Raw genomic sequence first — 24,018 nt, forward strand, 5'->3', positions numbered from 1 at the left:
ATGATCTGCGGCGTTCCCTACCCTCACCCCAACCCCTCTCCCGGAGGGAGAGGGGCTTTTATGTCCCTTCTCCCCCCGGGAGAAGGTGCCCCGAAGGGGCGGATGAGGGTACGGGCGAAGCCTCATGCAGCTGAAACACCGCACGCGCTTCGCGCCCCGACCCTCACCCCAACCCCTCTCCCGGAGGGAGAGGGGCTTTTATGTCCCTTCTCCCCCCGGGAGAAGGTGCCCCGAAGGGGCGGATGAGGGTCCGAGCGAAGCCTCGTGCAGTTGAAACACCGCATGCGCTTCGCGTCCTACCCTCACCCCAACCCCTCTCCCGGTGGGAGAGGGGCTCGGCTTTTCCCTTCTCCCTCCGGGAGAAGGTGCCCCGCAGGGGCGGATGAGGGTCCGGGCGAAGCCTCATGCAGCTGAAACACCGCACGCGCTTCGCGCCCCGACCCTCACCCCAACCCCTCTCCCGGTGGGAGAGGGGCTATTACTTCGCCGCCTCCTTCGACCAAGGCGATTTCCCACCCTCGGCAATGAACCGGTCGATGCGCTGCTCCAGCACCGGCAGCGGCACCGAACCGGTTTCCAGCACCGCGTCATGGAACGCGCGGATGTCGAACTTCTCGCCCAGCGCCTGCTCCGCCTTGCGCCGCAGCTCCAGGATCTTCAGCTCGCCCAGGTAGTACGACAGCGCCTGTCCGGGCCAGGCGATGTAGCGGTCGACCTCGGTGGTCACCTCGTGCTCGCTGAGCGCGGTGTTGTCGCGCAGGAACGCCTGCGCCTGTTCCCGCGTCCAGCCGTCGTGATGGATGCCGGTATCGATCACCAGCCGGCACGCGCGCCACATCTGGTAGGTCAGGTAGCCGAAGCGGTCGTACGGGGTGTCGTACATCCCCATCTCCTGCCCCAGGTACTCCGAGTACACCGCCCAGCCCTCGCCATAGGCGGAAATGAAGGTGTAGCGACGGAAATCCGGCAGGTTGTCCTGCTCGGCCGCCAACGGCATCTGCAGCGCATGGCCAGGCGAGGACTCGTGCAGGGTCAGCGCAGCGAGGTTGTACAGCGGCCGCGACGGCAGGTCGTAGGTATTGACCAGGTAGATGCCGGGGCCACCGCGCCCGCCCGTATAGAACGGCGCCAGGTCCGCCGGCACCGGCTCGATCGCGAAGCGCTGCCGCGGCAGCCGGCCGATGTAGTCGCCGATCTTGCCGTCCACGCGCTTGGCGATCCACGCCGCGTCCTTGAGCAGTTCCTCCGGGGTCTTGGCGTAGAACTTCGGATCGGTACGCAGGTAGTGCAGGAACGCCGGGAAGGTCTGCTGTCCGGGCGGGGTCTTGAAGCCGCTGTCGACGATCGCCTGGTCCATCTCCTTGCGCAGCCGCGCCACTTCCTTCAGCCCCACCGCGTGGATCTGCTCGGGGCTGAGGTCGAGCGTGGTGTATTCGCGGATCTGCGCGCGATAGTACGCCGCGCCGTCGGGCATCGATTCGGCGGCCAGCGCCGGGCGTGCCTTGGGCAGGTATTCCTCGCGCATGAAACGCAGCAGCTTGGCGTAGGCCGGGACCACCTGCTGGGCGATCGCCGTGCGCGCCTGCGCGCGCAACTGCGCCTGTAACGGCGCCGGGATCGTCGCCGGCATCTGCTTGAACGGGGTGTAGAACAGATTGGTCTCGCCCGCCGCCTGCGCGACCTCGGCGATCGACTGGTCGCGGCCCTGCAGGATCACGCTGGGCTGGGCGAAACCGCGCGCCAGGCCGGCGCGCATGTTGGCGATCTGCTCGTCGAAGTAGCGCGGAATGTCGGCAAGCTGCCCGAGGTAGCGCTGGTAGTCCTCGCGGTTGCGCAGGGTGGCGCGCGCAGTGAATCCCAGGTCGCTCCAGAACGCGGAGTCGCTGTTGAACGGCATTTCCCAGACGCGGAAACGCTGCTGGTCGAGCAGCACCTGCAACTGCTGGCGATAGACCTGGTAGTTCACCTGGTCCTGCGCCGCCAGCTGTGTCGGGTCGATCGCGTCCAGGTCGCGCAGCACCTGCTGCCAGTACGCGGTGCGCAGCGCCTGGGTGGCCGGGTCGACCTTGGGCAGGTGATCGGCCGCCTGCCCTTGCGCGTCTTCGTCGTCGGCGCCGGCGAATTGCTCCTGGCGCCACTTCCATTCGCGCTGGTACAGCGCCTTGAAGCGCGCACCGGCATCGTCGGCAGGCGCGGCGGCCGCTGGCGCCGCGGTCTTCGCCTGCGCGGCATGGGCGGCGCCCTGCCAGGCCAGGGTGCAGGCGATGGCCAGGGCCAGCGCGGTGCGCAGTCGGGAATGAGCGTTCATCGCGAAGTCTCCGGAGTGGCGGGAGCGCCGGCCTGGACCTGGGCGATCCAGGCGTCGATGCGCGCGTCCAGCAGGTCCAGCGGCATCGCGCCGCCGCCGAGGATCGCATCGTGGAAGGCGCGAATGTCGAAGCGATCACCCAGCGCGCGCCTTGCCTTCTCGCGCAGCGCCAGGATGTCCAGTTCGCCGAGCTTGTAGCCCAGCGCCTGGCCCGGCCAGACGATGTAGCGATCGGTCTCGGCCTGGATGCTGGGTTCGTCGTCGGACGGATGCGCGTGGAAGAAGTCGATCATCTGCTGGCGCGTCCAGCGCTTGTAGTGGACGCCGGTATCCAGCACCAGCCGGTTGGCGCGCAACAGTTCGCCGGCCAGGCGGCCGTAATCGCTGTACGGATCGCGGTAGAAGCCCACCTCCTTGCCCAGCCGCTCGGCGTACAGCGCCCAGCCTTCCACATAGGCGTTGTAGCTGGATTGCTGGCGGAACGGCGGCAGCGGCAGGGTCTGCGCCAGCGAGATCTGCAGGTGATGACCGGGCACGCCCTCGTGGTAGGCGGTGGCTTCGATGTTGACCAGGGTACGGTGCGCGTAATCGCTGGTGTTGACCATCACCAGCCCCGGCTTGCTGCCCTGCGCATCGCTCTGCCAGTACTCGGCACCAGGCGCGGTGGCGCGGAACGCGGGCATCGCGCGCACCTCCAGCGGCGTCTTCGGCAAGGTGCCGAACAGCTTGGGCAACTGCGGCTGCATCTGCGCGATGTCGTCGCGGTAGCGCTGCAGGATCTGCTCGGACGAACTGGCGAAGAACTTGCGTTCATGGGCCACCGCCTGGCGCAACGCCGGCAGGTCGGCGTAGCCGAGCTGCTTGGCGATCACGCCCATCTCGCCCTCGATGCGCGCGACCTCGGCCAGGCCGGTCTGGTGGATCTGCTCGGGCGACTGCTCGGTGGTGGTCTGGGTGTGGATCGCAAAGCGGTAGCGGCGCTCGCCATCGGGCAGCGACCACAGGCCTTCGTGGGTGCGGCCCTGCGGCGCATATTCGTTGGCGACGAAATCGGCCAGCTTGCGATAGGCCGGCCGCACTTGCTGGTCGATCGCCGCGATCATCGCCGCGCGCAGCCGCGGCCGCTCCGCCTCCGGCACCGCCGCGGGGAACTGCTGCAGCGGGAGCGCGAACGGACTGTCGGCACCGGCCGGCGCGGCGATCTCGCGGACCTGCGCGGGAATGCGCTCGAGCAGGTACTTCGGCTGCACCAACCCGTCCCTGGCGCCGGCGCGCGACAGCGCCACCACCTGGTCGAGCAGCGCCGGGATCGCCTGCAGGCGCTTGATGTAGTCCTCGTAGTCCTTGACGCTGGCGAACGGAAACGCCTGCGCATAGCCAGGCAGCGCCACCTGGATGCCGCCGACCGGCTCCAGCGGCATCTCGTCGCTCTTCAGCGCGATCGCCTCCAGCCGGTCGCGCAACTGCCGCTGCATCATCTGCAGGCTCAACCGCTCCTGCGCCGACAGCGCCTTGGCATCGACCGCATCGAAGCGCGCCAGGAACCCGACGGTCGCCTGGCGTTCGGCTTCCAACGCGGCCGGCGAATAGTCGGTCCAACGGTCGTTGTAGCGGCTGTCGCCGATGATGCTGGCGAACTCGGGATGGTGTTCGAGCTGGTACTGCCACTGCGCATCGAGCAGCGCGGCGAAGGCGTGCGATGGCGAGGTGGACGCCTTGTCCGGCGCCGTTGCCGCCGGCGTGGAAGGCGCCGACGGTGTCGACGGCTGACAGGCGCTCAGCAGGGCCAGCGCCAGGATGCTGGCGACGGGCAGACGGATGTGCTTCATCGTGGAACTCCGCAGGGCGACATGCGCCCGTGACACACCGCGGCGGCCGCCGCGCAAACGTGGCAGGCGGCCGCCCTGCGCATCAGGCGAACGGCCGGTCGATCGCCGGCGACGGCGGCGTGAACCACTGCGCGCCGTCCTCGGTGACGTAGAAGTGATCCTCCAGGCGCACGCCGAACTCGCCTGGCACCACGATCATCGGCTCGTTGCTGCAGCACATGCCCGGGGCCAGCGCCAGCGCATTGCCGCGCACCAGGTACGGCGCCTCATGGATGCTCATGCCGCAGCCGTGGCCGGTGCGATGCGGCAACCCCGGCAACTGGTAGTCCGGGCCGAGCCCGGCGCGCTGCAGCACCTTGCGCGCGGCCTCGTCCACCACGGCGCAGGCCACGCCCGGCCGCACCGCGGCGAAGGCCGCCGCCTGCGCATCGTGTTCCAGTTGCCAGATGCGCCGCTGCTTCTCGCTGGGCTCGCCGAAGATGTAGGTGCGGGTGATGTCGGAGTGGTAGCCCTGCACCGTGCAGCCGGTATCGATCAGTACCAGCTCGCCCGGGCGCAGCGCCTGCACGCCGGGAATGCCGTGCGGATACGCGGTGGCGTGGCCGAACTGCACGATGCAGAAGGTCGAGCCGTTGTCGGCGCCGAGCGCGCGGTGCGCCTGGTCGATGAAACGGGTCAGTTCCGCGGTGGTGATGCCCTCGCGGATCAGCCCGGCAGCCAGACGCTGCACCTGCAGGGTCATGTCGCAGGCCTGCTGCATCAGCGCCAGCTCCGCCGGCGACTTGCGCATGCGGCAGCCGTCGACGATCGCCGCCGCATCGCGGATCGCGATCCGGCCCAGCACCGCCGTCAGCCCGGTGTGCACCGCGAAGGCCACGCCCGGATCCAGCGCCAGGCTCTGCGCGTCCAGTTCCAGCAAGGCCTCGGCGACCAGCGCGTGCGGATCCTCGTGTTCCTGCCACAGGCGCTTGCGCACCGGCACCGACAGCACCGCGTCCAGCGAGCCTTCCTCGAACGCCGGGCAGATCAGCAGCGGATCGCCTTCCGCGGTGAGCAGCATCGCCACCAGGCGCTCGCTGGCGCCCCACGGCACGCCGGTGAAGTAGCGCAACGAAGCGCCGGCACCGATCAGCAGCGCGTCTGCGCCGTGCGCGCGCATCAGCGCACGCGCGTTGGCCAGGCGCTGCCGGTACTCCTGCTGCTGGATCGCCGGCGCGCGGTGCGGCCACGGCGCCATTTGTGCGTGCGCCTGCTCCAGGGTCAACCCACCGATCTGGGCCTGCTCGCTCATGCGCGCGGCTCCACGTCGGCGGTGCTCCAACTGCCGTCGATCAGCCGCTGCACGCCGCCAGGGTTGCGGTCGCGCAGCAACGGCGGCAGCAGCGCATCGGGCACGCCGTCGTAGCTGTGCAGCGCGGCGAAGCGACGGATCGCCGCGGGCATGCCGACGGCCGTGAAGCCCGGATGGCCGGTGCTCGGATACGGGCCGCCGTGGTTCATCGCCGGGCTCACCGCCACGCCGGTCGGCATCTTGTTGCAGATCAGGCGGCCGACCCGCGGACGCAACGCCGCGGCCAGCGCGGCGAAGGCCATGTCGTCGCTGCCATCGGCGGCGCGATAGAGCGTGCCGGTGAGATTGCCCTCGAAGCTGCGCGCCAGGGCGGTCAACTGCCCCAACCCGCCGCCGCGCACGATCAGGCTGACCGGGCCGAATGCCTCGGTCTGCAGCGCCTCGGGCTGCTGCAGGAACGCCTCGGCCGACACTTGCAGCAGGGTCGGCGCATGCCGATAGCCGGGGCCGGGGCCGGGGCCGGGGCCGGCACCGGCCTCGCCACCGGCCAGCACCGTGGCGCCGGCATCGCGCAGCGTGCCCACGCTGCGCTGCAGATGCTCCAGCACGCCGCGCGAGAACAGCAGCGCCGGCGCGGCCGCGGCGAAATGCGCGGTGGCCGCGGCGACGAAGGCGTCGCCGGCCTCGCCCTCGGGCACCACCACGATGCCCGGGTTGGTGCAGAACTGGCCGCTGCCCATGGTGCAGGAGGCGAAGAACTCCTGCGCCAGCGCGGCGCCGCGTTCGGCCAGCGCGCCCGGCAGCAGGAACACCGGATTGACGCTGGACAGCTCGACGTAGGCCGGCACGCCGGCGCGGTCGGCGGCGGCCTTCAGCGCCAGCCCGCCGGCGCGGCTGCCGGTGAAGCCGATCGCGCCCAGCCGCGGATCGCCGGCCAGCTCCAGGCCCAGCGTGCTGTCGAAGTGGTAGAGCAACTGCACCGTCGCCGCCGGCAGGTCATGCGCCAGTAGCGCCTGGTGCGCGAGCTGGGCCAGGCGCTGGCTGGTGGCCGGATGCGAGGGATGCGCCTTGGCGATGACCGGATTGCGCGCGGCGATGGCCGAGGCGAAATCGCTGCCGGCTACCGCGTTGAACGCGAACGGGAAATTGTTCGGCCCGAACACCAGCACCGGCTTGTGCAGCGGCCCCAACTGCGCGCGCAGCCCGCCCGCGGTGTCGATCACCGGCTGCGCCCAGCTGTGGCTGCGCACCGCCTGCGCGGCCTGGCGCAACTGCCCGCTGGCGCGCGGCAGCTCCACCTTGGCCAGGCGCGGCTCCACCGGCAGGCCGGTTTCGGCATGCGCCAGCGCCACCAGCCGCTCGACGTCGGCGTCGATCGCGTCCGCATACGCATCCAGGAACCCGGCGATACGTTCCGGCGCGGCCGCGGCCAGCGCATCGGCGCTCAGCGCCGCCGCGCTCAGCGCCGCTTCCAGATCGGCGGCGCCGCTGACCGGGAACGACGGGCCGAACTCGCTCCCGTCGCGCGGATCCTCGGCGCGGAAACTGCCGCGCTCTTCCAGCGAGGCCTGCCAATGGCCGGCCAGCAACAGCGGTTGCGTGCTCATCTCAGTGCCCGGGATGAGTGGCGATGGCGTGGTCGATGACCTTCAGCGCGGCCTCGCGCTCGGCGCCTTCCAGCACCAGCCGCGGCGCGCGCACGCGCTCGCTGCCCAGGCCGACCTTCTGCTGCACCAACTTGATCAGCTGCACGAACTTGGGCACGGTGTCCAGGCGCAGCAGCGGCAGGAACCAGTCGTACAGCGCCTTGGCCGCCGGGTAGCCGCCGTCGCGGGCCAGCTCGAACAGCTTCACCGACTCCTTCGGATACGCGTTGACCAGGCCGGCGATCCAGCCCTTGGCGCCCATGCTCAGGCCTTCGACGATCGCATCGTCCATGCCCACCAGCAGCACCAGGCGGTCGCCGAGCAGCTCGCCCAGCGCGGCGAAGCGACGCACGTCGCCGGAGGATTCCTTCACCGCCTGCAGGTTCGGGAATTCGGCGGCCAGTTCGGCGATCTGCGCCGGGCTGAAGTCGGTCTTGTAGGCGATCGGGTTGTTGTACAGGATCGCCGGCAGGTCGGTGGCGGCGATCACCGCGCGCATGTGCGCGCCCATTTCGCGCCAGTCGGTGGAATACACGTACGGCGGCAGCACCATGATGCCGCCGCAGCCGACCTGCTTGGCCGCCTGCGCCAGGCGCACGGCCTCGTCGGTGGACAGCGCGGCGATGCCCGGCACCACCGGGATGCGGCCGTCGACCGCCTGCACCAGGGTCTTCAGGATCGCCAGCTTGTCGTCGAAGCTCAGCGTGGCCGCTTCGCCCAGCGAGCCCAGCGGCACGATCGCGGTGCAGCCGGCGTCGACCATGAGCTGCGCATGCTTGGCCAGGAACGCGTGGTCGATGCTGCCGTCGGCGTTGAACGGGGTGGTGATGGCCGGCAGCACGCCGTACCAGAAGGAAGCCTTGCTCATGGAAGTACACCTTGTGGAGAGTTGCGAAGGGAGGCCGCGCGCGAGGGCGCGACGGAAGCGGCGTCCGGACCGGGATCCGGACAGGGATGGGCCAGCGCGTCCAGACGCGCCGGGAACAGCGGCGGCCGGCGGCCGTCGTCGGAGAAATCGGCGGCGCGCGCGGCCAGCCCCAGCTCGGTCAGCGCGCTGCCGCAGATGCGGCCCTGGCAGGCGCCCATGCCGCAGCGCGAGGCCAGCTTGGCGTCGCGCAGGTCGGCATGGCCCTGCAGCGCGGACAGCGGCACGTCCTCGCAGCGGCACACCAGCGTATCCGGCGCGGCCAGCGCATGGATGCGCGGGTCCAGCGCGAACTGCCGCTGCAGCAGTGCGGCAAAGGCGCGCGCGCGGCGCCGCTGCGGTTGCAGCGCCTGCGCAGCTGCGTCCTGGCCGGCGGCCAGATGACCGGCGATGGCACCTTCCACCCGCGCGCAATCGCGCCCGCCGATGCCCAGCGCCTCGCCCGCGGCGTACACGCCGTCGACGCTGGTGCGCAGCTGCGCATCCACCGCCACGCACGGATGCGCGCCGCTACGGCCCAGGCGACAGCCCAGCAGTTGCGCCAGTTCCACGTTCGGCACCAGGCCGTAGCCCACCGCCAGTTGATCGCAGGCGAGACGGCGGCGGCCGCGCGGGCCGTCGATCTCCACCTCCTGCACGCGGCCCTCGCCATGCGCGGCCAGCACCACGCTGCCGGCGTGGTAGCCGACCCCGGCCAGTTGCGTGCGCAGCGCCAGCGCCTGCAGCGCCTTGTCCGGCCAGCGCAGCGGCAGCTGCGCGGCGAACGCGGCCAGCGCGCGCCACGGCGCCTGTTCGACGATGCCCAGCACCTGCGCGCCGTGCTTGCGCAACGTCGCCGCCGAGGCCAGCAGCAGCGGCCCGCTGCCGGCGGCCAGCACGCGCCGCCCGGTCAGCGGCCAGCCCTGCTTGGCCAGCGCCTGGGCGCCGCCGGCGCCGGTCACCCCGGGCAAGGTCCAGCCCGGGAACGGCAACAGCAATTCGCGCGCGCCGGTGGCCAGCACCAGCGCGTCGTAGCCCAGCCAGCGCGGGCCATCGGGTCCATCGGTGAGCAGTTGCCGGTCCTGCGCCAGCAGCACCTGGGTCTGCGGCAGAAAGGCCACGGCGCTCGCCGCCAGCTGCGCCAGCGCGCGCGCGGCCAGGCGCGGCGGCGCCTGCGCCACGTCGTGGCGCCAGATCTGCCCGCCGGCACGCGCCTGCAGATCGACCAGGCCGACCCGCCGGCCATGCGCGGCCGCCGCCAGCGCCGCCGCCAGCCCGGCCGGGCCGGCGCCGATCACCAGCACGTCGTAATGGGTGCGCGGCTCAGCCATCGGTCCACACCTGCATGCCGTCGCGCGCCGGGGTGATGCAGGCGCGCAACTGGCCGACGCGGTCGATGCGCACCCGGCACTCGGCGCACACGCCCATGCCGCACAGCGGCGCACGCGGCTGGCCGCTGCGCGAGCGGCGGAAATGCGTGGCGACCTGCGCCACCGCCGCGGCCACGCTGCTGCCGTCGAGCACTTCGACATCGCGGCCGTCGACCTGCAGGCGCAGCATGCGCGCGCTCATGCCAGCGCCCGCGCCGGCGCGTACGGCGCCGGGTCGATGGCCGCAGGCCGCTGCAGCAATTGGTCCAGCAGCAGGCGCGCACTGCCAAGCGCGGTGGTCACGCCCAGGCCCTCGTGGCCGGCCGCGACCCACACATCGCGCCGCTCCGGCACCGCGCCCAGGTACGGGCGCCCGTCCGGCGTGGCCGGACGCAGGCCGGTCCACACCCGGATCGCCTGCAGTTGCCGCAGGCCCGGCAGGAACGCGAAGGCGCGCTCCAGCATCCGCTGCAGCATCGGCATCGACACCGTGCGGTCGGTCGCATCGAATTCGCGCGAGGAGCCGATCAGGATTTGCCCGGTCGGCCGCGGCTGCACGTTGAACGCCACGCTGCTGCCGTCGCTGCCGTGCGCGCTGTCGGCATAGCCCAGTTCCAGCAATTGATGGGCGACGAAACCCGGGTAGCGGTCGGTGATCACCAGTTGCCCCTTGCGCGCGCGCATCGGCAGTTCCGGCAACAGCTCCGGCACCGCGCAGCCGGTGGCGACCAGCACCGGGCCATGCAGCGCGCTGCCGTCGTCCAGGCGCACGCCGGCATCGGCCAGCGCAGTGGCGCGACGCCCGGCGTACAGCTGCGCACCGGCGGCGCAGGCGCGCTCGACCAGGTAGCGCGCCATCCGCGGCGGATACACCACCGCCTCGGCGGCCACGCGCATGCCGCCGGCCAGGCCCGGCACCAGCGCCGGCTCCAGTTGGTACAAGCGCTGCGCATCGAGCGCTTCGGCGTGCACGCCGGCCGCGGCCAGGCGCTGGATCTTGGCCGGAATCGCCTCCAGTTCGCGCGCCTCGCGCGCCACCCACAGCGTGCCGCAGCGGCTGAACTCGGCCTCCGGCAGCGGCGCGAATTCTTCCCACAACCGCAGCGAGTACGCCGACAGCGCCAGTTCCGCCGGATCGTCGTCCATCGCCACCAGATGCCCCATCGCCGCGGCGGTGGAACCGCCGCCGATGCTGCCCGACTCGACGATCGCCACGCGCAGACCGGCGGCCGCCGCCGCATCGGCGCAGGCTGCGCCGACGATGCCGGCGCCGACGACGATCAGGTCGAAACCGCTCATGCGGCGCCGATGCCCCAGGCGAACGGATCCTGCGGATCGATCAGCAACTGCGCACGCGCAGTGATGTAGGCCTGCCCGGTGATGCGCGGCAGTACCCCGCGCGCACCGGCCGTGTAGCTGCCCTCGAACGCGCTGCCGAGGATGCCCTGCTGGCGCCACACCTGGCCCGGCGCCAGCTTGCCGTCGGCGGCCAGGCACGCCAGCTTGGCGCTGGTGCCGGTGCCGCAGGGCGAGCGGTCGTAGGCCAGGCCCGGGCACAGCACGAAGTTGCGCGCATCGGCGCTGGCGTCCGGCGCCGGCCCGTTGATCTCGATGTGGTCGATCTCGCCGCCGTCGGCGCCGCGGATGCCCGCCGCCTCCAGCGCCAGCCGCACCGCCTCGGTGTAGGCGGTCAGCGCGCGCTGGTGGCGCAGTTCCAGCGCGCACGGCGTCTGTTCGGTGATGAAGAACCAGTTGCCGCCCCAGGCCACGTCGCCGCGCACGCGTCCGTACTCGGGCACCTGCACTTCGACGCCGGTGGCATGGCGGTAGCTCTCGACGTTGTCGACCGAGACGCGACCGTCGGCGTGCAGTTCCACGCCGACCGTGCCCACCGGCGTCTCGATGCGGTGCGTGCCCGCGCTCAGCCGGCCCAGCTCGGCCAGCGTACGCACCAGGCCGATGGTGCCGTGCCCGCACATGCCCAGGTAGCCGACGTTGTTGAAGAAGATCACCGCCGCGCAGGCATCGGCGGCCACCGGCGGCAGCAGCAGCGCACCGACCATGGTGTCCGAGCCGCGCGGCTCGCAGGCGATGGCGCTGCGCCAGGCGTCGAAGCGCGTGCGGAACAGCTCCCGGCGCTCGGCCAGGGAACCGGTTCCCAGATCGGGGAAGCCGGAGACGACGACACGGGTCGGTTCGCCGGCGCTGTGCGAGTCGATGACATCGAGTGTATGCATGGAGCCATGCTCACATTCGGCACCGCCGCCGGCTAGCAGCGTTTGCCTGTCGCCAATGCGGAAGTTCGCACAACCCGGCGACGCCCGCCGGCGCCGACTTACGCTAGCATCGGCATTCGGGGGACGCGCGGCGGCGCGCCCGCACCGCCGCCCACTTCCGCAGGTGAACGCCATGGACACTCTGATTTCGGCACTGGAACTGCAGACGCTGTTCGACGCCCTGCCGGACGTGGTGTTCTTCGTGAAGGACCGCGACGGCCGCTACACCCACGTCAACCTGACCCTGGTGCGGCGGCTGGGCAAGAAATACCGCGCCGACCTGATCGGCAAGTCGGCCGCGGACGTGTTCCCGCTGCCGCTGGGCGGCAGCTACCTGATGCAGGACCGGCGCGTGCTGTGCGGCGAGGTGATCGAGAACCAGCTGGAAGTGCACCTGTTCCCGAACCGCACCCCCGGCTGGTGCCTGACCTTCAAGCGCCCGCTGTGCGAGGGCGAGGAGGTGATCGGCGTGGTCGGCATCTCCCGCGACCTGGGCCAGCCGGACAGCCGCCATTCCGCCTACGAGCGCATCAGCCGCGCCATGGAACACATGCAGGCGCACTACGGCGACAACCTGCGCGTGCAGACCCTGGCCGACCTGGCCGAGCTGTCGGTGGCGCAACTGGAGCGACACTTCCGCCGCGTGTTCCAGCTGACCCCGCAGCAGCTGCTGACCAAGATGCGCATCGAAGCGGCGATGCGCCTGCTGCACGGCGACGACAGCATCGCCAGCATCGGCCAACTGTGCGGCTTCGCCGACCAGAGCGCCTTCGCCCGCCAGTTCAAGGCCACCGTCGGCATGACGCCGCGCGACTACCGGTCGATGAAGGGCAAGCTGTGAAGAGCTGGGAATGGGGAATGGGGAATGGGGAATCGTTTTTTGCTGAATGCGGGCGTTGAGATCGCGGCGCTACGAATGCAATAGCCCCTCTCCCGTCGGGAGAGGGGTTGGGGTGAGGGTCCGGCGCAGCCATTGCATCGAAATACCATGACACATCCGCGCTTGCCCCTGGTAGCTTGGCCTCACCGGGAACGCCCCAGCTGCGGTTGATCCATCAAAGGCATAAAAACCGCACTTACGTACACGCGTTCACGACCCACACATCCCCCCCGCCCACCATCCCGGCCCGCCCCGCTGCACCGGCCGCTCAGGTCGCAAGTGGTAGCATTCTTCGTTTCCGGTCCACGCGTCATCCATGGTCAGCCTATTCCGCCGCAACAAGCCCCAGGACAACGCCGGCGAGAGCCGCACGCAGCGCTACAGCATCGAGGAACTGGCCGCCGCCTTCCCCAAGCCGGCAAGCGCCGAGCCCGCTGCGCCTGCGCCGTCGGCGCCGCCTGCCGCTGAGGCAGCGCCCGCCGCTCCCGCACCCGCCGCCACACCGCAGCCGACGTCCGCGCCGGTCGCCGAACATCCCGTACAGGCGCCTGCCCCGGTCGCGATCCCGCAGCCGCAACCGACGCCGCTGCCGCCCGCTGCGCCCACGCCGCCGCCGCAGGCCTATGTGCCGGCCCCGGCCGCCGTGCCGACACCGAGCGTGCCGACGCCAACGCCCGCCCCCGCGGCTCCAGCACCGGCCACCGCGTCCGTGCCCGCAGCCGACACCGACCTGGTCCGCAGCGACGCGCTGCCTGCCGCGCCGGCCGGCAAGCCCGGTTGGCGCGAGCGGCTGCGCAACAGCAGCTTCGCGCGCAGCGTCGGCAGCCTGTTCTCGCGCAATCCCAAGCTCGACGACGACCTGCTCGACGAGATCGAGACCGCGCTGATCACCGCCGACGTCGGCATCCCAGCCACCACCGCACTGATCGAAAACCTGCGCAAGCGCATGAAGGCGCGCGAGTTCGCCGATGCCAGGGCGCTGCAGCAGGCGCTGCGCGCCGACCTGCTGGCGATCCTGCAGCCGGTGGCCAGGCCGCTGCAGATCGACCGCAATGCAAAGCCGTTCGTGGTGCTGACCGTCGGGGTCAACGGCGTCGGCAAGACCACCACCATCGGCAAGCTGGCCAAGCGCTTCAAGGACGAGGGCCACAGCCTGATGCTGGCCGCCGGCGACACCTTCCGCGCCGCAGCGGTGGCGCAGCTGCAGGCCTGGGGCGAGCGCAACGGCGTCGCCGTGATCGCGCAGGGCCAGAACGCCGACGCCGCCTCGGTGGCCTTCGATGCGCTGCAAGCGGGCAAGGCGCGCGGCACCGAGGTGCTGATCGCCGACACCGCCGGCCGCCTGCACACCCAGACCGGGCTGATGAACGAGTTGGGCAAGATCCGCCGCGTGCTCGGCAAGCTCGACCCCAGCGCCCCGCACGAAGTGCTGATGGTCATCGATGGCACCACCGGCCAGAACGCGCTGTCGCAGTTGCGCCAGTTCCACGCTGCGGTCGGCGTCACCGGCCTGGTGGTGACCAAGCTCGACGGCACCGCCAAGGGCGGCGTGGTGTTCGCCCTGGCCCGCGAGTTCGGCATCCCGATCCGCTTCGCCGGCATCGGCGAACGCCCCGAAGACCTGCGCGTGTTCGACGCCGAGGCCTTCGTCGACGCATTGCTGCCCGACGCCCTGGGTGGCTGACGCAAAAGCCCCTCTCCCCTCGGGAGAGGGGTTGGGGTGAGGGTGCGGCGGAGCCCGCCACGCCGGCACTGGCGCTACCCAAACCGCACTAGGCTTCGCCCGTACCCTCATCCGCCCCTTCGGGGCACCTTCTCCCGGAGGGAGAAGGAACGAGTTCCTGCCAGCATGCGCCAGCCACCCGACACCTTCCCCACCCGCCTGCTCGCCTGGTTCGACCGCCACGGCCGCCATGACCTGCCCTGGCAGCATCCGCGCAGTCCGTACCGGGTGTGGCTGTCGGAGATCATGCTGCAGCAGACCCAGGTGGCGGTGGTCATCCCGTACTTCCTGCGCTTTCTGCAGCACTTCCCGACCCTGCCCGACCTGGCCGCCGCCGACAACGACGCCGTGATGGCGCAATGGGCCGGGCTGGGCTACTACGCCCGTGCGCGCAACCTGCATGCCGCCGCCAAGCGCTGCGTGGAACTGCACTCTGGCGACCTGCCGCGCGATTTCGAGGCCCTGCACGCGCTGCCCGGCATCGGCCGCAGCACCGCGGGCGCGATCCTCAGCCAGGCCTGGAACGACCGCTTCCCGATCCTCGACGGCAACGTCAAACGCGTGCTGACCCGCTATCACGGCATCGCCGGCTATCCCGGCCTGCCGGCGGTGGAAAAGCCGCTGTGGGCGCTCGCGCACGACCACGTGGCCGCCGTGCCCGACGGGCGCATGGCCGACTACACCCAGGCGCAGATGGATTTCGGCGCCACCCTGTGCACCCGCGCCAACCCGGCCTGCGTGCTGTGCCCGCTGCAGGACGACTGCGTGGCGCGCCGCGACGGCCTGGTCGAGGCGCTGCCCACGCCCAAGCCGGGCAAGACCCTGCCCGAGCGCGAGGCGCTGGCGCTGCTGCTGGAGAACGCCGCCGGCGACCTGCTGCTGCAGCGGCGTCCGCCGACCGGCATCTGGGCCTCGCTGTGGACCCTGCCCCAGGCCGAGACCGACAGCGAACTGCGCGCCTGGTACGCGCGCTGGATGCGCGGGCGCGCCTACGACGATGCCGAAGCACTGCCGCCGATCGTGCACACCTTCAGCCATTACCGCCTGCACCTGCAGCCGCTGCGCCTGCGCAAGGTCGCCATGGGCGATGCCCTGGGCGACAATGCCGACCTGCGCTGGGTGGCGCGCGCCGACCTGTCGGCGCTGGGCCTGCCCGCACCGATCCGCAAACTGCTTGACGGCCTCTAGCGCGCCAGCGCGCGCCGCCGCACGCACCGCCAGGAATTGCCATGTCCCGCACCGTCTTCTGCCAGTACCAGCAACGCGACGCCGAAGGGCTCGATTACGTGCCGTATCCCGGCGAGCTCGGCAAGCGCGTGTTCGCGCATATCGGCAAGGCCGGCTGGCAGGCCTGGCTGGCGCACCAGACCATGCTGATCAACGAGAACCGGCTGTCGCCGCGCGACCCCAAGCACCGCGCGTTCCTGGAAACGGAACTGGAGAAGTTCCTGTTCCAGGGCGGCGCCGACAAGCCAGACGGCTACGTGGCGCCCGACCCGCAGGGCTGAACGAGCGCCGCGCGCCAGGCCCGACACGGGGACCGGTCGCCAGGCCGGCGCCCCCGCTGCCCGTTCATGCCGCATATGGTTGAAATACGGCATTTCGCCACCTACGATGATCGGGACACCTCGTCATCGGCGTGCGGAACGACCATGAGCGACTTCAAGAAAATCACCGTCAACCTGCCGACCGAGCAGGTCGAGTTCCTGCAGCAGCTCGCGACCAAGGAAAAAGTCTCCGTGGTGGACGTGCTGCGCCGGGCGATCAACGCGGAGAAGTTCTTCGCCGACAACGAGGCGGCCAACCGCAAAATCCTGATCGAGGACGGCAGCCGGATCCGGGAAGTCATCCGCAGATAGGCCCAACGCGACAATCGCTGACGCCGCACAAGGAAGCGCACCATGTCAGACCCGCAACGCCAGGACGCGGCAGCGCAAGACCGTCTTTCCGCACAGGCAGTCCCGGCCATGCCGGAGGCCAGCAGCGACACGCTGGACCTGACCGATCCCGACGCAGGCGACACCGCGGTCGTCGCGCCGCGACTGGGCAACGACTACGATCCGCGCCCGCACGAGGACCAGGCCAGGCGCCACATCGCCTACCTGCTGATCGGCCTGCTGTGGATCGTGGTCGCCGGCCTGCTGATCCTGGTCGCCTGGGGCGGCATCCGGGTGCAGGACATCAAGGACTTCGCCGTGCTGCTCGGCCCGGTGGTCACCCTGGTCTCGGCCGCCACCGGCTTCTACTACGGCACCAAGTCGAAATAGGACCAGGCCGGCGCAGCCGCGCCCGGCTCATCCACCGGCCCGCTCCTGCACCTTGGCCTCGCGCAGTTCCTTCTCCGAAGTGCGCAGCGCCTTGACGTCGAGCGGGCGGATGCTGTCGATGCGGCACGGCAGGCGGATCGCGCCGGGCCCGCCGCCGAGCACCAGCACGTCGTCGAACTTCGCCGAGACCTGGCTGCCGAAATGGGTGATGGCGATGCTGGGGGCGAAGTCCAGGTCCTGACAGGGGCCGGCGAATTCCAGAAGATAGGCCTGGTTCGGCCGCGTCCACACCGCCAGTGCGCTGTCGCCGAGCGCGGTCCAGCCGCTGAGCCGGTTGAAGTACTGGAAGTCGCGCACCGGCGCACCGGCGTGGGCGCGATACAGGGTCAGGCGTTCGTCGTCGCTGAGGCGATTGGTGGCGCAGCCGGCCAGCATGGCCGTGGCGAGGAGAGAGGACAGCAGCAGGCATTTCATGACAGCGCTCCTGATGGTGTGGAGCGCATCATGCGCCCGCTGCCGTGCACGCGAGCACACGCGCACGCACGGCGTTCAGCGCCAAGGCAGCCAGCGCCGCGCAGTGACGGCGCGCACCGTCACCGCGCGGCGCTGCGCGCCGATTCGCAGAAGCGCTGCCGGTACTCCAGCGCCTTGGGCATCAGCGCCTGCAGGTTCTGGATGCGGGTGCCCGGGTTGGGATGGGTGGAGGCGAACTCCGGCGGGGCCTGGCCGCCGCTGCTTTCGCTCATCCGCTGCCACAGGGGCACCGCTTCGCGCGGATCGAAACAGGCCGCCGCGGCCAGCATCAGGCCCACTTCGTCGGCCTGGGTCTCGTGGCTGCGCGCGTACGGCAGCAGGTAGCCGTAGCCCATCGCGGCCATCGCCATCTGCTGCTGTTGCGGGTCCAGGCCGCCGGCGGCGCCGGCCATCTGCCCGATCTGGGTCAGCTTCTGCTGGGCCATGCGCTGCGCGCCATGCCGCAACAATGCGTGCGCGATCTCGTGGCCCATCACCACCGCCATCGCATCAGCATTGCCGGCGACCGGAAACAGGCCGGTGTAGACCGCCATCTTGCCGCCGGGCAGGCAGAACGCGTTGGCCTGTTCGGACGGAATCACGTTGACGTCCCAGTCGAAGCTGCGCGCCGCATGCTGCGCCTGCATGCCGTGTTCGGCGGCCAGCGCGTCTTCCACCACGTCGACCTTGGCGATCAGCCGCTGCGCGATCGCCCGCACCTGCTGCGCCTGCGGCGCCTGCGGGTCCAGCGGCCGTTCCTGCGCCAGGATCTCCTGATAGGCCTGCAGGCCCAGCGCTTTCTCGTCCTCCACGTTCAACGAGCGGTCGATCAGCACCTGCTCGCCGGTATACGGATCCTCGCTGCGGTTGGAGAACCAGTAGTACCCGGCATAGACCGCAAAGCCCAGCAGCACCAGCCAGCGCACCCCACCCAGCGGCCCACGGCGGCCGCCCGGTTCGCCGCCCTGGCGGCCGAAGACGTCATTCATCCCACTCCCCTCGCTGACAGGTGAGGCAATCTAGCGTCGGCGCCGACGCGGCCGCGTCAAATGCCGCGGACCAGGCGGAAACCGACGCGCGCGCTGGTGCTGTCCGAATCCTGCATCAGCCGCCACGCCGCGCGGGTCTGCTCGGGCGCGTTGGCCCAATTGCCGCCGCGCACCACCCGCGAGCGGCAGCCTGGGTTGTACCAGGCCGCGCCGTCGGCCGGCGCGCGCCGGTAACTGGCATGCCAGCAGTCGGCGACCCATTCGCTGAGGTTGCCGGCCATGTCGTGCAGGCCCCAGGCGTTGGCGGAAAAACTGGCGACCGGAGCCGGGCCCCAGAAGCCGTCGGTGTAGCCGACGAAGGCGTTGCGCCAGTGCCGACCGCTGGGCGAGCCGTCGCCGCCGCCGGTGAAGTTGCCGCTGCCGCGCGGCGGCGTGCCGGCATTGCCCCAGGGGTAGCGGCCGCGGTTGCCGGCGCGCAGGGCGTACTCGAACTCGGCCTCGCTGGGCAGCCGGTAATGGCGCCCGGTCTGCTGCGACAGCCAGGCCGCATAGGCCTCGGCGTCGCGCACGCTGACGTGCATCACCGGACTGTTGGGCGCCGCGCGCGCGCCCTGGTAATCGGACTGCCAGTCCACGCCGTTGCGGCGCACGAAGTTGCCGCTGCGCTCGTCGTAGACGGTGGAATGGCCACGCCGGGTGGCGCGCGGGCGCGCGTTGGTCGCCTCCACGAAGCGGCGGAACTCGGCCACGGTGACTTCGGTAATCGACATGGCGAAGCCGCGGTCGAAGCGCACGTAATGCTGCGGCATCTCCGCCGGCGAGGCGCCGGGTTCGCTCTCGGCCGCGCCCATGCGGAAGCCGCCGTGCGGCACCACGATCATCTGCGGGCCGCGTCCGCCGTCGTGCATGCCGTCGGTGAACACCTGGCCGGGGCGGAAACTGCCGTAGTGGGTGGCCAGGTCGATGCGTTCGCGCAGCATCGCCGCCACCGGGTCGCCGGGATCGGCAATGCGCAGCACGTCGCCCAGGCGCTCGCGCGCCGATTTCAATCCCGCCGGCGTGGCCAGATCGCGCAACCCGGCATCGCGCAAGGCGGCGATGCGCGCCACCCGCACCTGCTCCACCCGCACGCGCGCATCGCGCACCGTGGGCGCGTCCTCGCGGACCCGCGCCGCGCGTGCCAGCCAGCTGCCGGCGGCGGCGAAATCCGAGGCTGCTGCCGCCGTCTCGGCGCGGCGGATCAACGCGCTCTCCACCGCCGCCACGCCTTGCCGTGCGCGGTCGTCGTCCGCATCCAGCTGCAGCGCCTCGCGGAAATTGGCCAGGGCGCCGTTGCCGTCCTCGCCCAGGCGGCCGCCACGCAGGTCTTCCTCGCCGGCGCGGTTGTAGGCCAGTACCCGCGCGGCGGTCTCCACCCGCTGTTGCAGGCGCCGCACCGCCGGATCGTCGGCATCCAGCCACAGCGCCACCATCGCGATGCGCGTGGCCTGCTCGAGCGTGCGTTCGGAAAGATCCGGATCACCCAGCGCCTGCGCGCCGAGCTGCAGCAACCGCCGCCGCGCCTTGCGCAGGCCGTCCTGGGCGGCGCGATCGTTCGGCGCCAGGCTGCGGATCGCCAGGTACAGCGGAATCGCCGACTGCGCGTCCTCGAACAGGCGATCCTCGGCCAGCGCGCGCGCCGCCTCGCGTCGTGCCTGCGGCAGGCCGCTGCGGCTGAGGGTCGGCAACGGCGGTTGCCAGTGCGCCACGGTCTCGGCCGCATCTTCGCCGCCGATGGTGACGCTGGGTGCCTGCACCGGCCTGGCCGGTGTCGACTGCGCCGGGGCGATGGCCGCGGCGGTCGCAGGCGCGGTCTCGGCGGCCGGCGCCGGCGGCTGCCGCGCACAGCCGACCAGCGCCGCCGCGAGCATGCTCCAGACCATCACAACGCCGCTGCTGCGCACTTTTCCTCCGAACCATGGACCTTGCGACGCCATCCCGTCCGGCGCGCCGTGCGGCCGGCGGAGCGACGTTAGGCTATTCTCGCCTGCCTGAGCAAACCCTGCAGTCAACGGAAATCACGTGCCTTACTGGATCAAGCAACCCGCCGAGCTGAGCGAACGGCTGGCGCAGCGGCCGGCCCGTATCGGCCTGGATACCGAATTCGTCCGCGAACGCACCTACTGGCCGCAACTGGCGCTGGTGCAGATGGCGGTGGGCAACGAAATCCTGCTGATCGATCCGCTGATCCCGGGCATGCCGCAGGCGCTGGCGCCGTGGCTGAGCGATCCGGGCATCCTCAAGATCATGCACAGCGCCAGCGAAGACCTGGTCGCCTTCAAGTGCGCCTGCGGCACCCTGCCGCGGCCGTTGTTCGACACCCAGATCGCCGCCGGCCTGGCCGGGCTCGGTGCCGGCATGGGCTACCAGAAGCTGGTGCTGGAGATCACCGGCGTGCACCTGGCCAAGGGCGAGACCCGCTCGGACTGGCTGCGCCGCCCGCTGTCGCCGGCGCAACTCGAATATGCCGCCGACGACGTGCGCCACCTGTTCGCCCTGCACGACGCGCTGCAGGCGCGGCTGCAGACCCTGGAGCGCAGCGACTGGCTGCACGAGGACGGCGAACGCCTGCTCGGCACCGTCGAACAGGACGACGGCGAGCGCTGGCCGCACCTGGGCATGCGCTCGGCGCAGTTCATGGACCGCCCGGCGCAACTGCGCCTGCTGCGCCTGTTGCGCTGGCGCGACGCGCAGGCCCGGCACAGCGACAAGCCGCGCAGCTGGATCCTGGACAACGAACTGGCCGCCACCCTGGCGCGGTTCCCGCCGCAGGACCAACCGGCCATGCTGGCGCTGTTCGATAAACACCCAAAAGCGCCGCGCAAGCTCAGCGATGCGCTGTGGCAGGCGCTGACCACGCCGCTGGCCGACGAAGCCGACGCGCCGCAGGCGCTGGCCGCCAGCGACGACAACAAGGCCGCGCTGAAGCGGCTGCAGGACGCGGTGGCCGCGCGCAGCGCCGAACTCGGCCTGCCCGACGGCCTGCTGGCCTCGCGCAAGCACCTGGAAGCCCTGCTGGAAAGCGCGCAATGGCCGCAGCCGCTGGCCGGCTGGCGCAGGCGCGAGCTGGAACCGCGGCTGCAACCGCTGCTGGCGGCCGCGCGCTGAGCGGCTGAGCCCGGGCCGCGATCGGAAATGAAAAAAGGCCAGGAATTCCTGGCCTTTTTCGTTCGCTCAGTACTTGAAGAGCGGGAACTTCAGATCCGGGTGGCGCGCCTTCCACTCGTTGTAGGCGGCGGTGCCTTCCCAGGCGGCGAACGCCTTCGGGGTGCGGCCGCGGCCGGACCAGGTTTCGCCGGTATGCGGCAACTGGTACTTCGGCTTGACCTCGCTGCGGCCACCGGCGGACTTGCTGCTGGCCGGCTTGGGCGCCGCGCTGGTCACGTAGGCGGCGATCTCGTTGCGCTGCTTGGCGCTGAAGAACTCGGCGAACTGCTCCAGCAGCGACAGCACATTGGCGTGCGCCGCATTGGTTTCGCCCTCGCGCGCCTGCCGCTCCTGCTCTTCCAGCTTGCGCATTTCTTCCTGCAGCTTGGCCTTGGCTTCGGCGATCTGTTGCAAGTTGCGAACTTCCGTCATGTGTAAAAGACCTGTCTTTAGGTAAAAAGGTATGAGGCGGACGGTATGTTGCGTCCGGAACGAAATCACTGCGGGAGATTTCGGCCGCCGAGTATATCGACTCCATGCGAGCGCTGTAGACAGCATGCTGAGCGCGTCTGCGCTGGCGCCCGACCGGCCCCGCCCCGGCGCGGCCGATGTTGCACTGCCCTCTTGGCATGCGGCCCCGTGCCCAGTTACACTACGCGTCTGATGTGGGGCGGTAGCTCAGCTGGGAGAGCGTCGCGTTCGCAATGCGAAGGTCGAGGGTTCGATCCCCTTCCGCTCCACCATCTTACCGTCTTCGACGGTGCAAACGAGGTCAGACAGCCATCGGGCTCTCTGGCCTTTTTTGTTGGCCGGTCTTGCACTTGGATGCGCTCGATCGCGCGATGTCGGCCATGCGTCGTTGGCCGGGAATCCCGAGCCTTCGTCCTGACGGACGGGAAGCGGGAGCACTGCGCTCCCGCCGCCACTTCGCTCAGTCCTGCGCGCCCTGCCCCGGCTCATCCTGGCCGGAACGCGGGCCGCGCTCGTGCGCCTCGCGCAGCTTCTGGTCTTCCAGGCCGGGCCGCTGCTTGGCGGTGTCGTCCTGGGCACGGTCCTGCCGGCCCTCGTGGATGCCCTGCTGCTTGCCGGACTGGGTGGTCTCGTCTTTTTTTGCCATGGTCTGCACCTCGCTGGGGCGGATGCCCGTTTCAGGCCACCCTAACGAGGCCGCCGTGATGCATGGATCACGGCGTGGCGGACCTCACGCCGCCAGCGCTGCTGTGCCGGCCTCGACGATGTCGTCGCTGCGCAGCAGCCGCGCGCGGTCCAGCAGGATCACCAACCGATCCTCCAGCTTGCCCATGCCCTGCAGCAGGTCGCGGCGGATATCGCTGCCGAAGGCCGGCGGCGCCTCGATCTGCTGCGGCGGCAGTTCCAGCACCTCGTTGACCGCGTCCACCAGCAGGCCGAAGGACTGCGTGCCACCGCCCTCGTCGGTGGCGGCGGTGGCGATGACGATGCAACTGCGCCGGGTGACCTGGCTGGGCGCGCGGCCGAGCCGCGACTGCAGGTCCACCACCGGCACCACCGCGCCGCGCAGGTTGATCACCCCGCGCACGCAGGCCGGCATGGTCGGCACCGGGGTCGGCGTGCGGTACTCGATGATCTCGTGGATGCCGGCGATGTTGAGCCCGAACAGTTCGCGATCCAGTTGGAAGGTCAGGAACTGGCAGCCGCTCTGCGGCGTGTCTCCGGCCGCGCTCTCGTAGCGATCGTTGCGCATGGTGTTCCCCTTCAGAAGTTGACGAACTGGCCTTCGTCCGGCGCATCCGCCAGCGCGTAGGCCGGCACCGGCCGCGCGCGCGGGCGCAGGCCCTTGCCGGCGTTGCGCAGCGGCCGGGTGGCGGCCGGCCTGGGCGTCACCTGCGCAGCGCGGCGTGGCGCGGCCAGGTCCTGTTCGCGGTTGAGGCGGAAGAATCCCATCGCCTGCTGCAACGATTCGGCCTGGGTGCTCATCTGTTCGGCGGTCGCCGCCAGTTGCTCGGACGCCGCGGCGTTCTGCTGCGTGGCCTGGCTGAGCTGGGACACCGCCAGGTTGATCTGGGTGACGCCGGAGGACTGCTCCTGTGAGGCCGAGGCGATTTCCTGCACCAGATCCGAGGTCTTCTTGATGCTGGGCACGATGGTGCCGAGCAGGTTGCCGGCGCGATCGGCCAGGCCCACGCTGCTGGCGGCGACTTCGCCGATCTCCTGCGCGGCGACCTGGCTGCGCTCGGCCAGCTTGCGCACTTCCGCGGCGACCACGGCAAAACCCTTGCCGTGCTCGCCGGCGCGCGCGGCCTCGATCGCCGCATTCAGCGCCAGCAGATTGGTCTGGTAGGCGATGTCGTCGATGATGCCGATCTTCTGCGCGATCTGCTTCATCGCATGGGTCGAGGCCAGTACCGCCTCACCCCCCTCCACCGCTTCCTTGGCCGCCTGCGCCGACATGCCCTCGGTGACCTTGGCGTTGTCGGTGTTCTGCGCGATGGACGCGGTCATCTGCTCCAGCGACGCACTGGTTTCCTCCACGCCGGAGGCCTGCTCGGTGGCGGCCTGGCTCAGCGACTGTGCGGTGGCGCTGACTTCCTCGGACGAACCGGCCAGCGATTGCGCACTGGCATTGACCTCGCCCACCACGTCCGCCAGACGCTCGACCATCGTCTGCAGCGCCACCATCGCGCTGGTGGTGTCGTTGGGGCGGGTCGGCACCTGCACGGTGAGATCGCCGCGGGCGATCCGCGAGGCCACTTCCATCACCGTGCTCGGCTCGCCGCCGAGTTCGCTCATCAGCGACCGCGCGATCAGGAAACCGATCGCCGACGCGCACAGCGCCGCGATCAGACTACCCACGATC

The 24,018-nt window shown here is 70.8% G+C and carries 22 protein-coding genes, 1 tRNA gene and 1 pseudogene; 8 read left to right on the top strand and 16 right to left on the bottom strand.

The window, feature by feature from the left end:
* Nucleotides 1-478: 478 nt before the first annotated feature.
* The 9 genes from AC1G9L_RS14385 to AC1G9L_RS14425 form a co-directional block, all read right to left on the bottom strand.
* Nucleotides 479-2,308 carry a DUF885 family protein gene (locus AC1G9L_RS14385; RefSeq protein WP_019801095.1) on the bottom strand — a complete coding sequence of 610 codons (1,830 nt, stop codon included), beginning with the start codon at nucleotides 2,306-2,308 and terminating at the stop codon, nucleotides 479-481.
* A complete protein-coding gene (locus AC1G9L_RS14390) occupies nucleotides 2,305-4,137 on the bottom strand; it encodes a DUF885 family protein (protein WP_019801094.1) in 1,833 nt (610 codons plus the stop codon). The genes AC1G9L_RS14385 and AC1G9L_RS14390 overlap by 4 nt, the downstream gene beginning before the upstream one ends.
* Before the next feature lie 82 nt (nucleotides 4,138-4,219).
* Entirely contained in the window at nucleotides 4,220-5,428 is a 1,209-nt protein-coding gene (locus AC1G9L_RS14395) for a M24 family metallopeptidase (protein WP_019801093.1), read from the bottom strand.
* Entirely contained in the window at nucleotides 5,425-7,035 is a 1,611-nt protein-coding gene (locus AC1G9L_RS14400; protein ID WP_481069371.1) for an aldehyde dehydrogenase family protein, read from the bottom strand. Before AC1G9L_RS14400 ends, AC1G9L_RS14395 begins: the two co-directional genes overlap by 4 nt.
* A 1-nt stretch (nucleotide 7,036) precedes the next feature.
* Nucleotides 7,037-7,942 (bottom strand): dihydrodipicolinate synthase family protein, encoded by a 906-nt coding sequence (locus AC1G9L_RS14405; protein WP_010343407.1) that lies wholly within the window; start codon nucleotides 7,940-7,942, stop codon nucleotides 7,037-7,039.
* Nucleotides 7,939-9,309, bottom strand: coding sequence for an FAD-dependent oxidoreductase (locus AC1G9L_RS14410; RefSeq protein ID WP_481069372.1), 1,371 nt, complete (start codon nucleotides 9,307-9,309; stop codon nucleotides 7,939-7,941). Before AC1G9L_RS14410 ends, AC1G9L_RS14405 begins: the two co-directional genes overlap by 4 nt.
* On the bottom strand, nucleotides 9,302-9,550 hold the full coding sequence (locus AC1G9L_RS14415; RefSeq protein ID WP_010343411.1) for a (2Fe-2S)-binding protein: 249 nt from the start codon (nucleotides 9,548-9,550) through the stop codon (nucleotides 9,302-9,304). The genes AC1G9L_RS14410 and AC1G9L_RS14415 overlap by 8 nt, the downstream gene beginning before the upstream one ends.
* A complete protein-coding gene (locus AC1G9L_RS14420; protein ID WP_295861505.1) occupies nucleotides 9,547-10,647 on the bottom strand; it encodes an NAD(P)/FAD-dependent oxidoreductase in 1,101 nt (366 codons plus the stop codon). The genes AC1G9L_RS14415 and AC1G9L_RS14420 overlap by 4 nt, the downstream gene beginning before the upstream one ends.
* Complete coding sequence (locus AC1G9L_RS14425) at nucleotides 10,644-11,585, bottom strand: 4-hydroxyproline epimerase (RefSeq protein WP_019802475.1); 942 nt, start codon at nucleotides 11,583-11,585, stop codon at nucleotides 10,644-10,646. Before AC1G9L_RS14425 ends, AC1G9L_RS14420 begins: the two co-directional genes overlap by 4 nt.
* A 172-nt stretch (nucleotides 11,586-11,757) precedes the next feature.
* On the opposite strand from AC1G9L_RS14425, the gene AC1G9L_RS14430 reads away from it, so the two are divergent.
* The 6 genes from AC1G9L_RS14430 to AC1G9L_RS14455 all read left to right on the top strand — a co-directional run bounded on the left by AC1G9L_RS14430 (nucleotide 11,758) and on the right by AC1G9L_RS14455 (nucleotide 16,494).
* Nucleotides 11,758-12,465 (top strand): AraC family transcriptional regulator, encoded by a 708-nt coding sequence (locus AC1G9L_RS14430; protein WP_017911046.1) that lies wholly within the window; start codon nucleotides 11,758-11,760, stop codon nucleotides 12,463-12,465.
* A gap of 355 nt (nucleotides 12,466-12,820) precedes the next feature.
* Nucleotides 12,821-14,188: a signal recognition particle-docking protein FtsY gene (gene ftsY, locus AC1G9L_RS14435; protein WP_481069373.1), complete on the top strand. Its 1,368-nt coding sequence runs from the start codon at nucleotides 12,821-12,823 to the stop codon at nucleotides 14,186-14,188.
* Between the two features lie 165 nt (nucleotides 14,189-14,353).
* Entirely contained in the window at nucleotides 14,354-15,415 is a 1,062-nt protein-coding gene (mutY, locus tag AC1G9L_RS14440; RefSeq protein ID WP_019801375.1) for an A/G-specific adenine glycosylase, read from the top strand.
* 41 nt (nucleotides 15,416-15,456) lie between these two features.
* Nucleotides 15,457-15,735 carry an oxidative damage protection protein gene (locus AC1G9L_RS14445; RefSeq protein ID WP_010344222.1) on the top strand — a complete coding sequence of 93 codons (279 nt, stop codon included), beginning with the start codon at nucleotides 15,457-15,459 and terminating at the stop codon, nucleotides 15,733-15,735.
* 144 nt (nucleotides 15,736-15,879) lie between these two features.
* Nucleotides 15,880-16,086, top strand: a complete 207-nt coding sequence (locus AC1G9L_RS14450) for a CopG family transcriptional regulator (RefSeq protein ID WP_010344221.1) — start codon at nucleotides 15,880-15,882, stop codon at nucleotides 16,084-16,086.
* A 42-nt stretch (nucleotides 16,087-16,128) separates the two neighbouring features.
* Nucleotides 16,129-16,494 (top strand): hypothetical protein, encoded by a 366-nt coding sequence (locus tag AC1G9L_RS14455; protein WP_481069374.1) that lies wholly within the window; start codon nucleotides 16,129-16,131, stop codon nucleotides 16,492-16,494.
* Nucleotides 16,495-16,521: 27 nt separating this feature from the next.
* Here the strand turns inward: AC1G9L_RS14455 and AC1G9L_RS14460 are convergent, their stop codons facing one another.
* The 3 genes from AC1G9L_RS14460 to AC1G9L_RS14470 all read right to left on the bottom strand — a co-directional run bounded on the left by AC1G9L_RS14460 (nucleotide 16,522) and on the right by AC1G9L_RS14470 (nucleotide 19,906).
* Entirely contained in the window at nucleotides 16,522-16,968 is a 447-nt protein-coding gene (locus AC1G9L_RS14460; protein ID WP_481069375.1) for a DUF6491 family protein, read from the bottom strand.
* A gap of 119 nt (nucleotides 16,969-17,087) precedes the next feature.
* Entirely contained in the window at nucleotides 17,088-17,996 is a 909-nt protein-coding gene (locus AC1G9L_RS14465) for a M48 family metalloprotease (RefSeq protein WP_019801378.1), read from the bottom strand.
* 56 nt (nucleotides 17,997-18,052) lie between these two features.
* Nucleotides 18,053-19,906, bottom strand: coding sequence for a formylglycine-generating enzyme family protein (locus AC1G9L_RS14470; RefSeq protein WP_481071140.1), 1,854 nt, complete (start codon nucleotides 19,904-19,906; stop codon nucleotides 18,053-18,055).
* Between the two features lie 151 nt (nucleotides 19,907-20,057).
* On the opposite strand from AC1G9L_RS14470, the gene rnd reads away from it, so the two are divergent.
* The gene (rnd, locus tag AC1G9L_RS14475; protein WP_481069376.1) at nucleotides 20,058-21,143 is read left to right on the top strand and encodes a ribonuclease D; all 1,086 of its coding nucleotides are present in this window, start codon (nucleotides 20,058-20,060) and stop codon (nucleotides 21,141-21,143) included.
* A 66-nt stretch (nucleotides 21,144-21,209) separates the two neighbouring features.
* Here rnd and AC1G9L_RS14480 read toward each other — a convergent pair whose 3' ends face one another.
* Nucleotides 21,210-21,614, bottom strand: a complete 405-nt coding sequence (locus tag AC1G9L_RS14480) for an H-NS histone family protein (RefSeq protein WP_010344215.1) — start codon at nucleotides 21,612-21,614, stop codon at nucleotides 21,210-21,212.
* A gap of 235 nt (nucleotides 21,615-21,849) precedes the next feature.
* Here AC1G9L_RS14480 and AC1G9L_RS14485 point away from each other — a divergent pair.
* Nucleotides 21,850-21,925: transfer RNA gene (locus tag AC1G9L_RS14485), tRNA-Ala, on the top strand.
* Between the two features lie 188 nt (nucleotides 21,926-22,113).
* Here AC1G9L_RS14485 and AC1G9L_RS14490 read toward each other — a convergent pair.
* From AC1G9L_RS14490 to AC1G9L_RS14500, 3 genes and pseudogenes are all read right to left on the bottom strand, one after another.
* Nucleotides 22,114-22,299: a hypothetical protein gene (locus AC1G9L_RS14490; protein ID WP_481069377.1), complete on the bottom strand. Its 186-nt coding sequence runs from the start codon at nucleotides 22,297-22,299 to the stop codon at nucleotides 22,114-22,116.
* A gap of 84 nt (nucleotides 22,300-22,383) precedes the next feature.
* Nucleotides 22,384-22,905 (bottom strand): chemotaxis protein CheW, encoded by a 522-nt coding sequence (locus AC1G9L_RS14495; protein ID WP_019801870.1) that lies wholly within the window; start codon nucleotides 22,903-22,905, stop codon nucleotides 22,384-22,386.
* Between the two features lie 11 nt (nucleotides 22,906-22,916).
* Nucleotides 22,917-23,834: pseudogene (locus tag AC1G9L_RS14500) on the bottom strand (methyl-accepting chemotaxis protein); the annotation flags it as partial.
* Nucleotides 23,835-24,018 lie beyond the last annotated feature (184 nt).

It is taken from the genome of Xanthomonas sp. NCPPB 1132, from assembly GCF_056629235.1.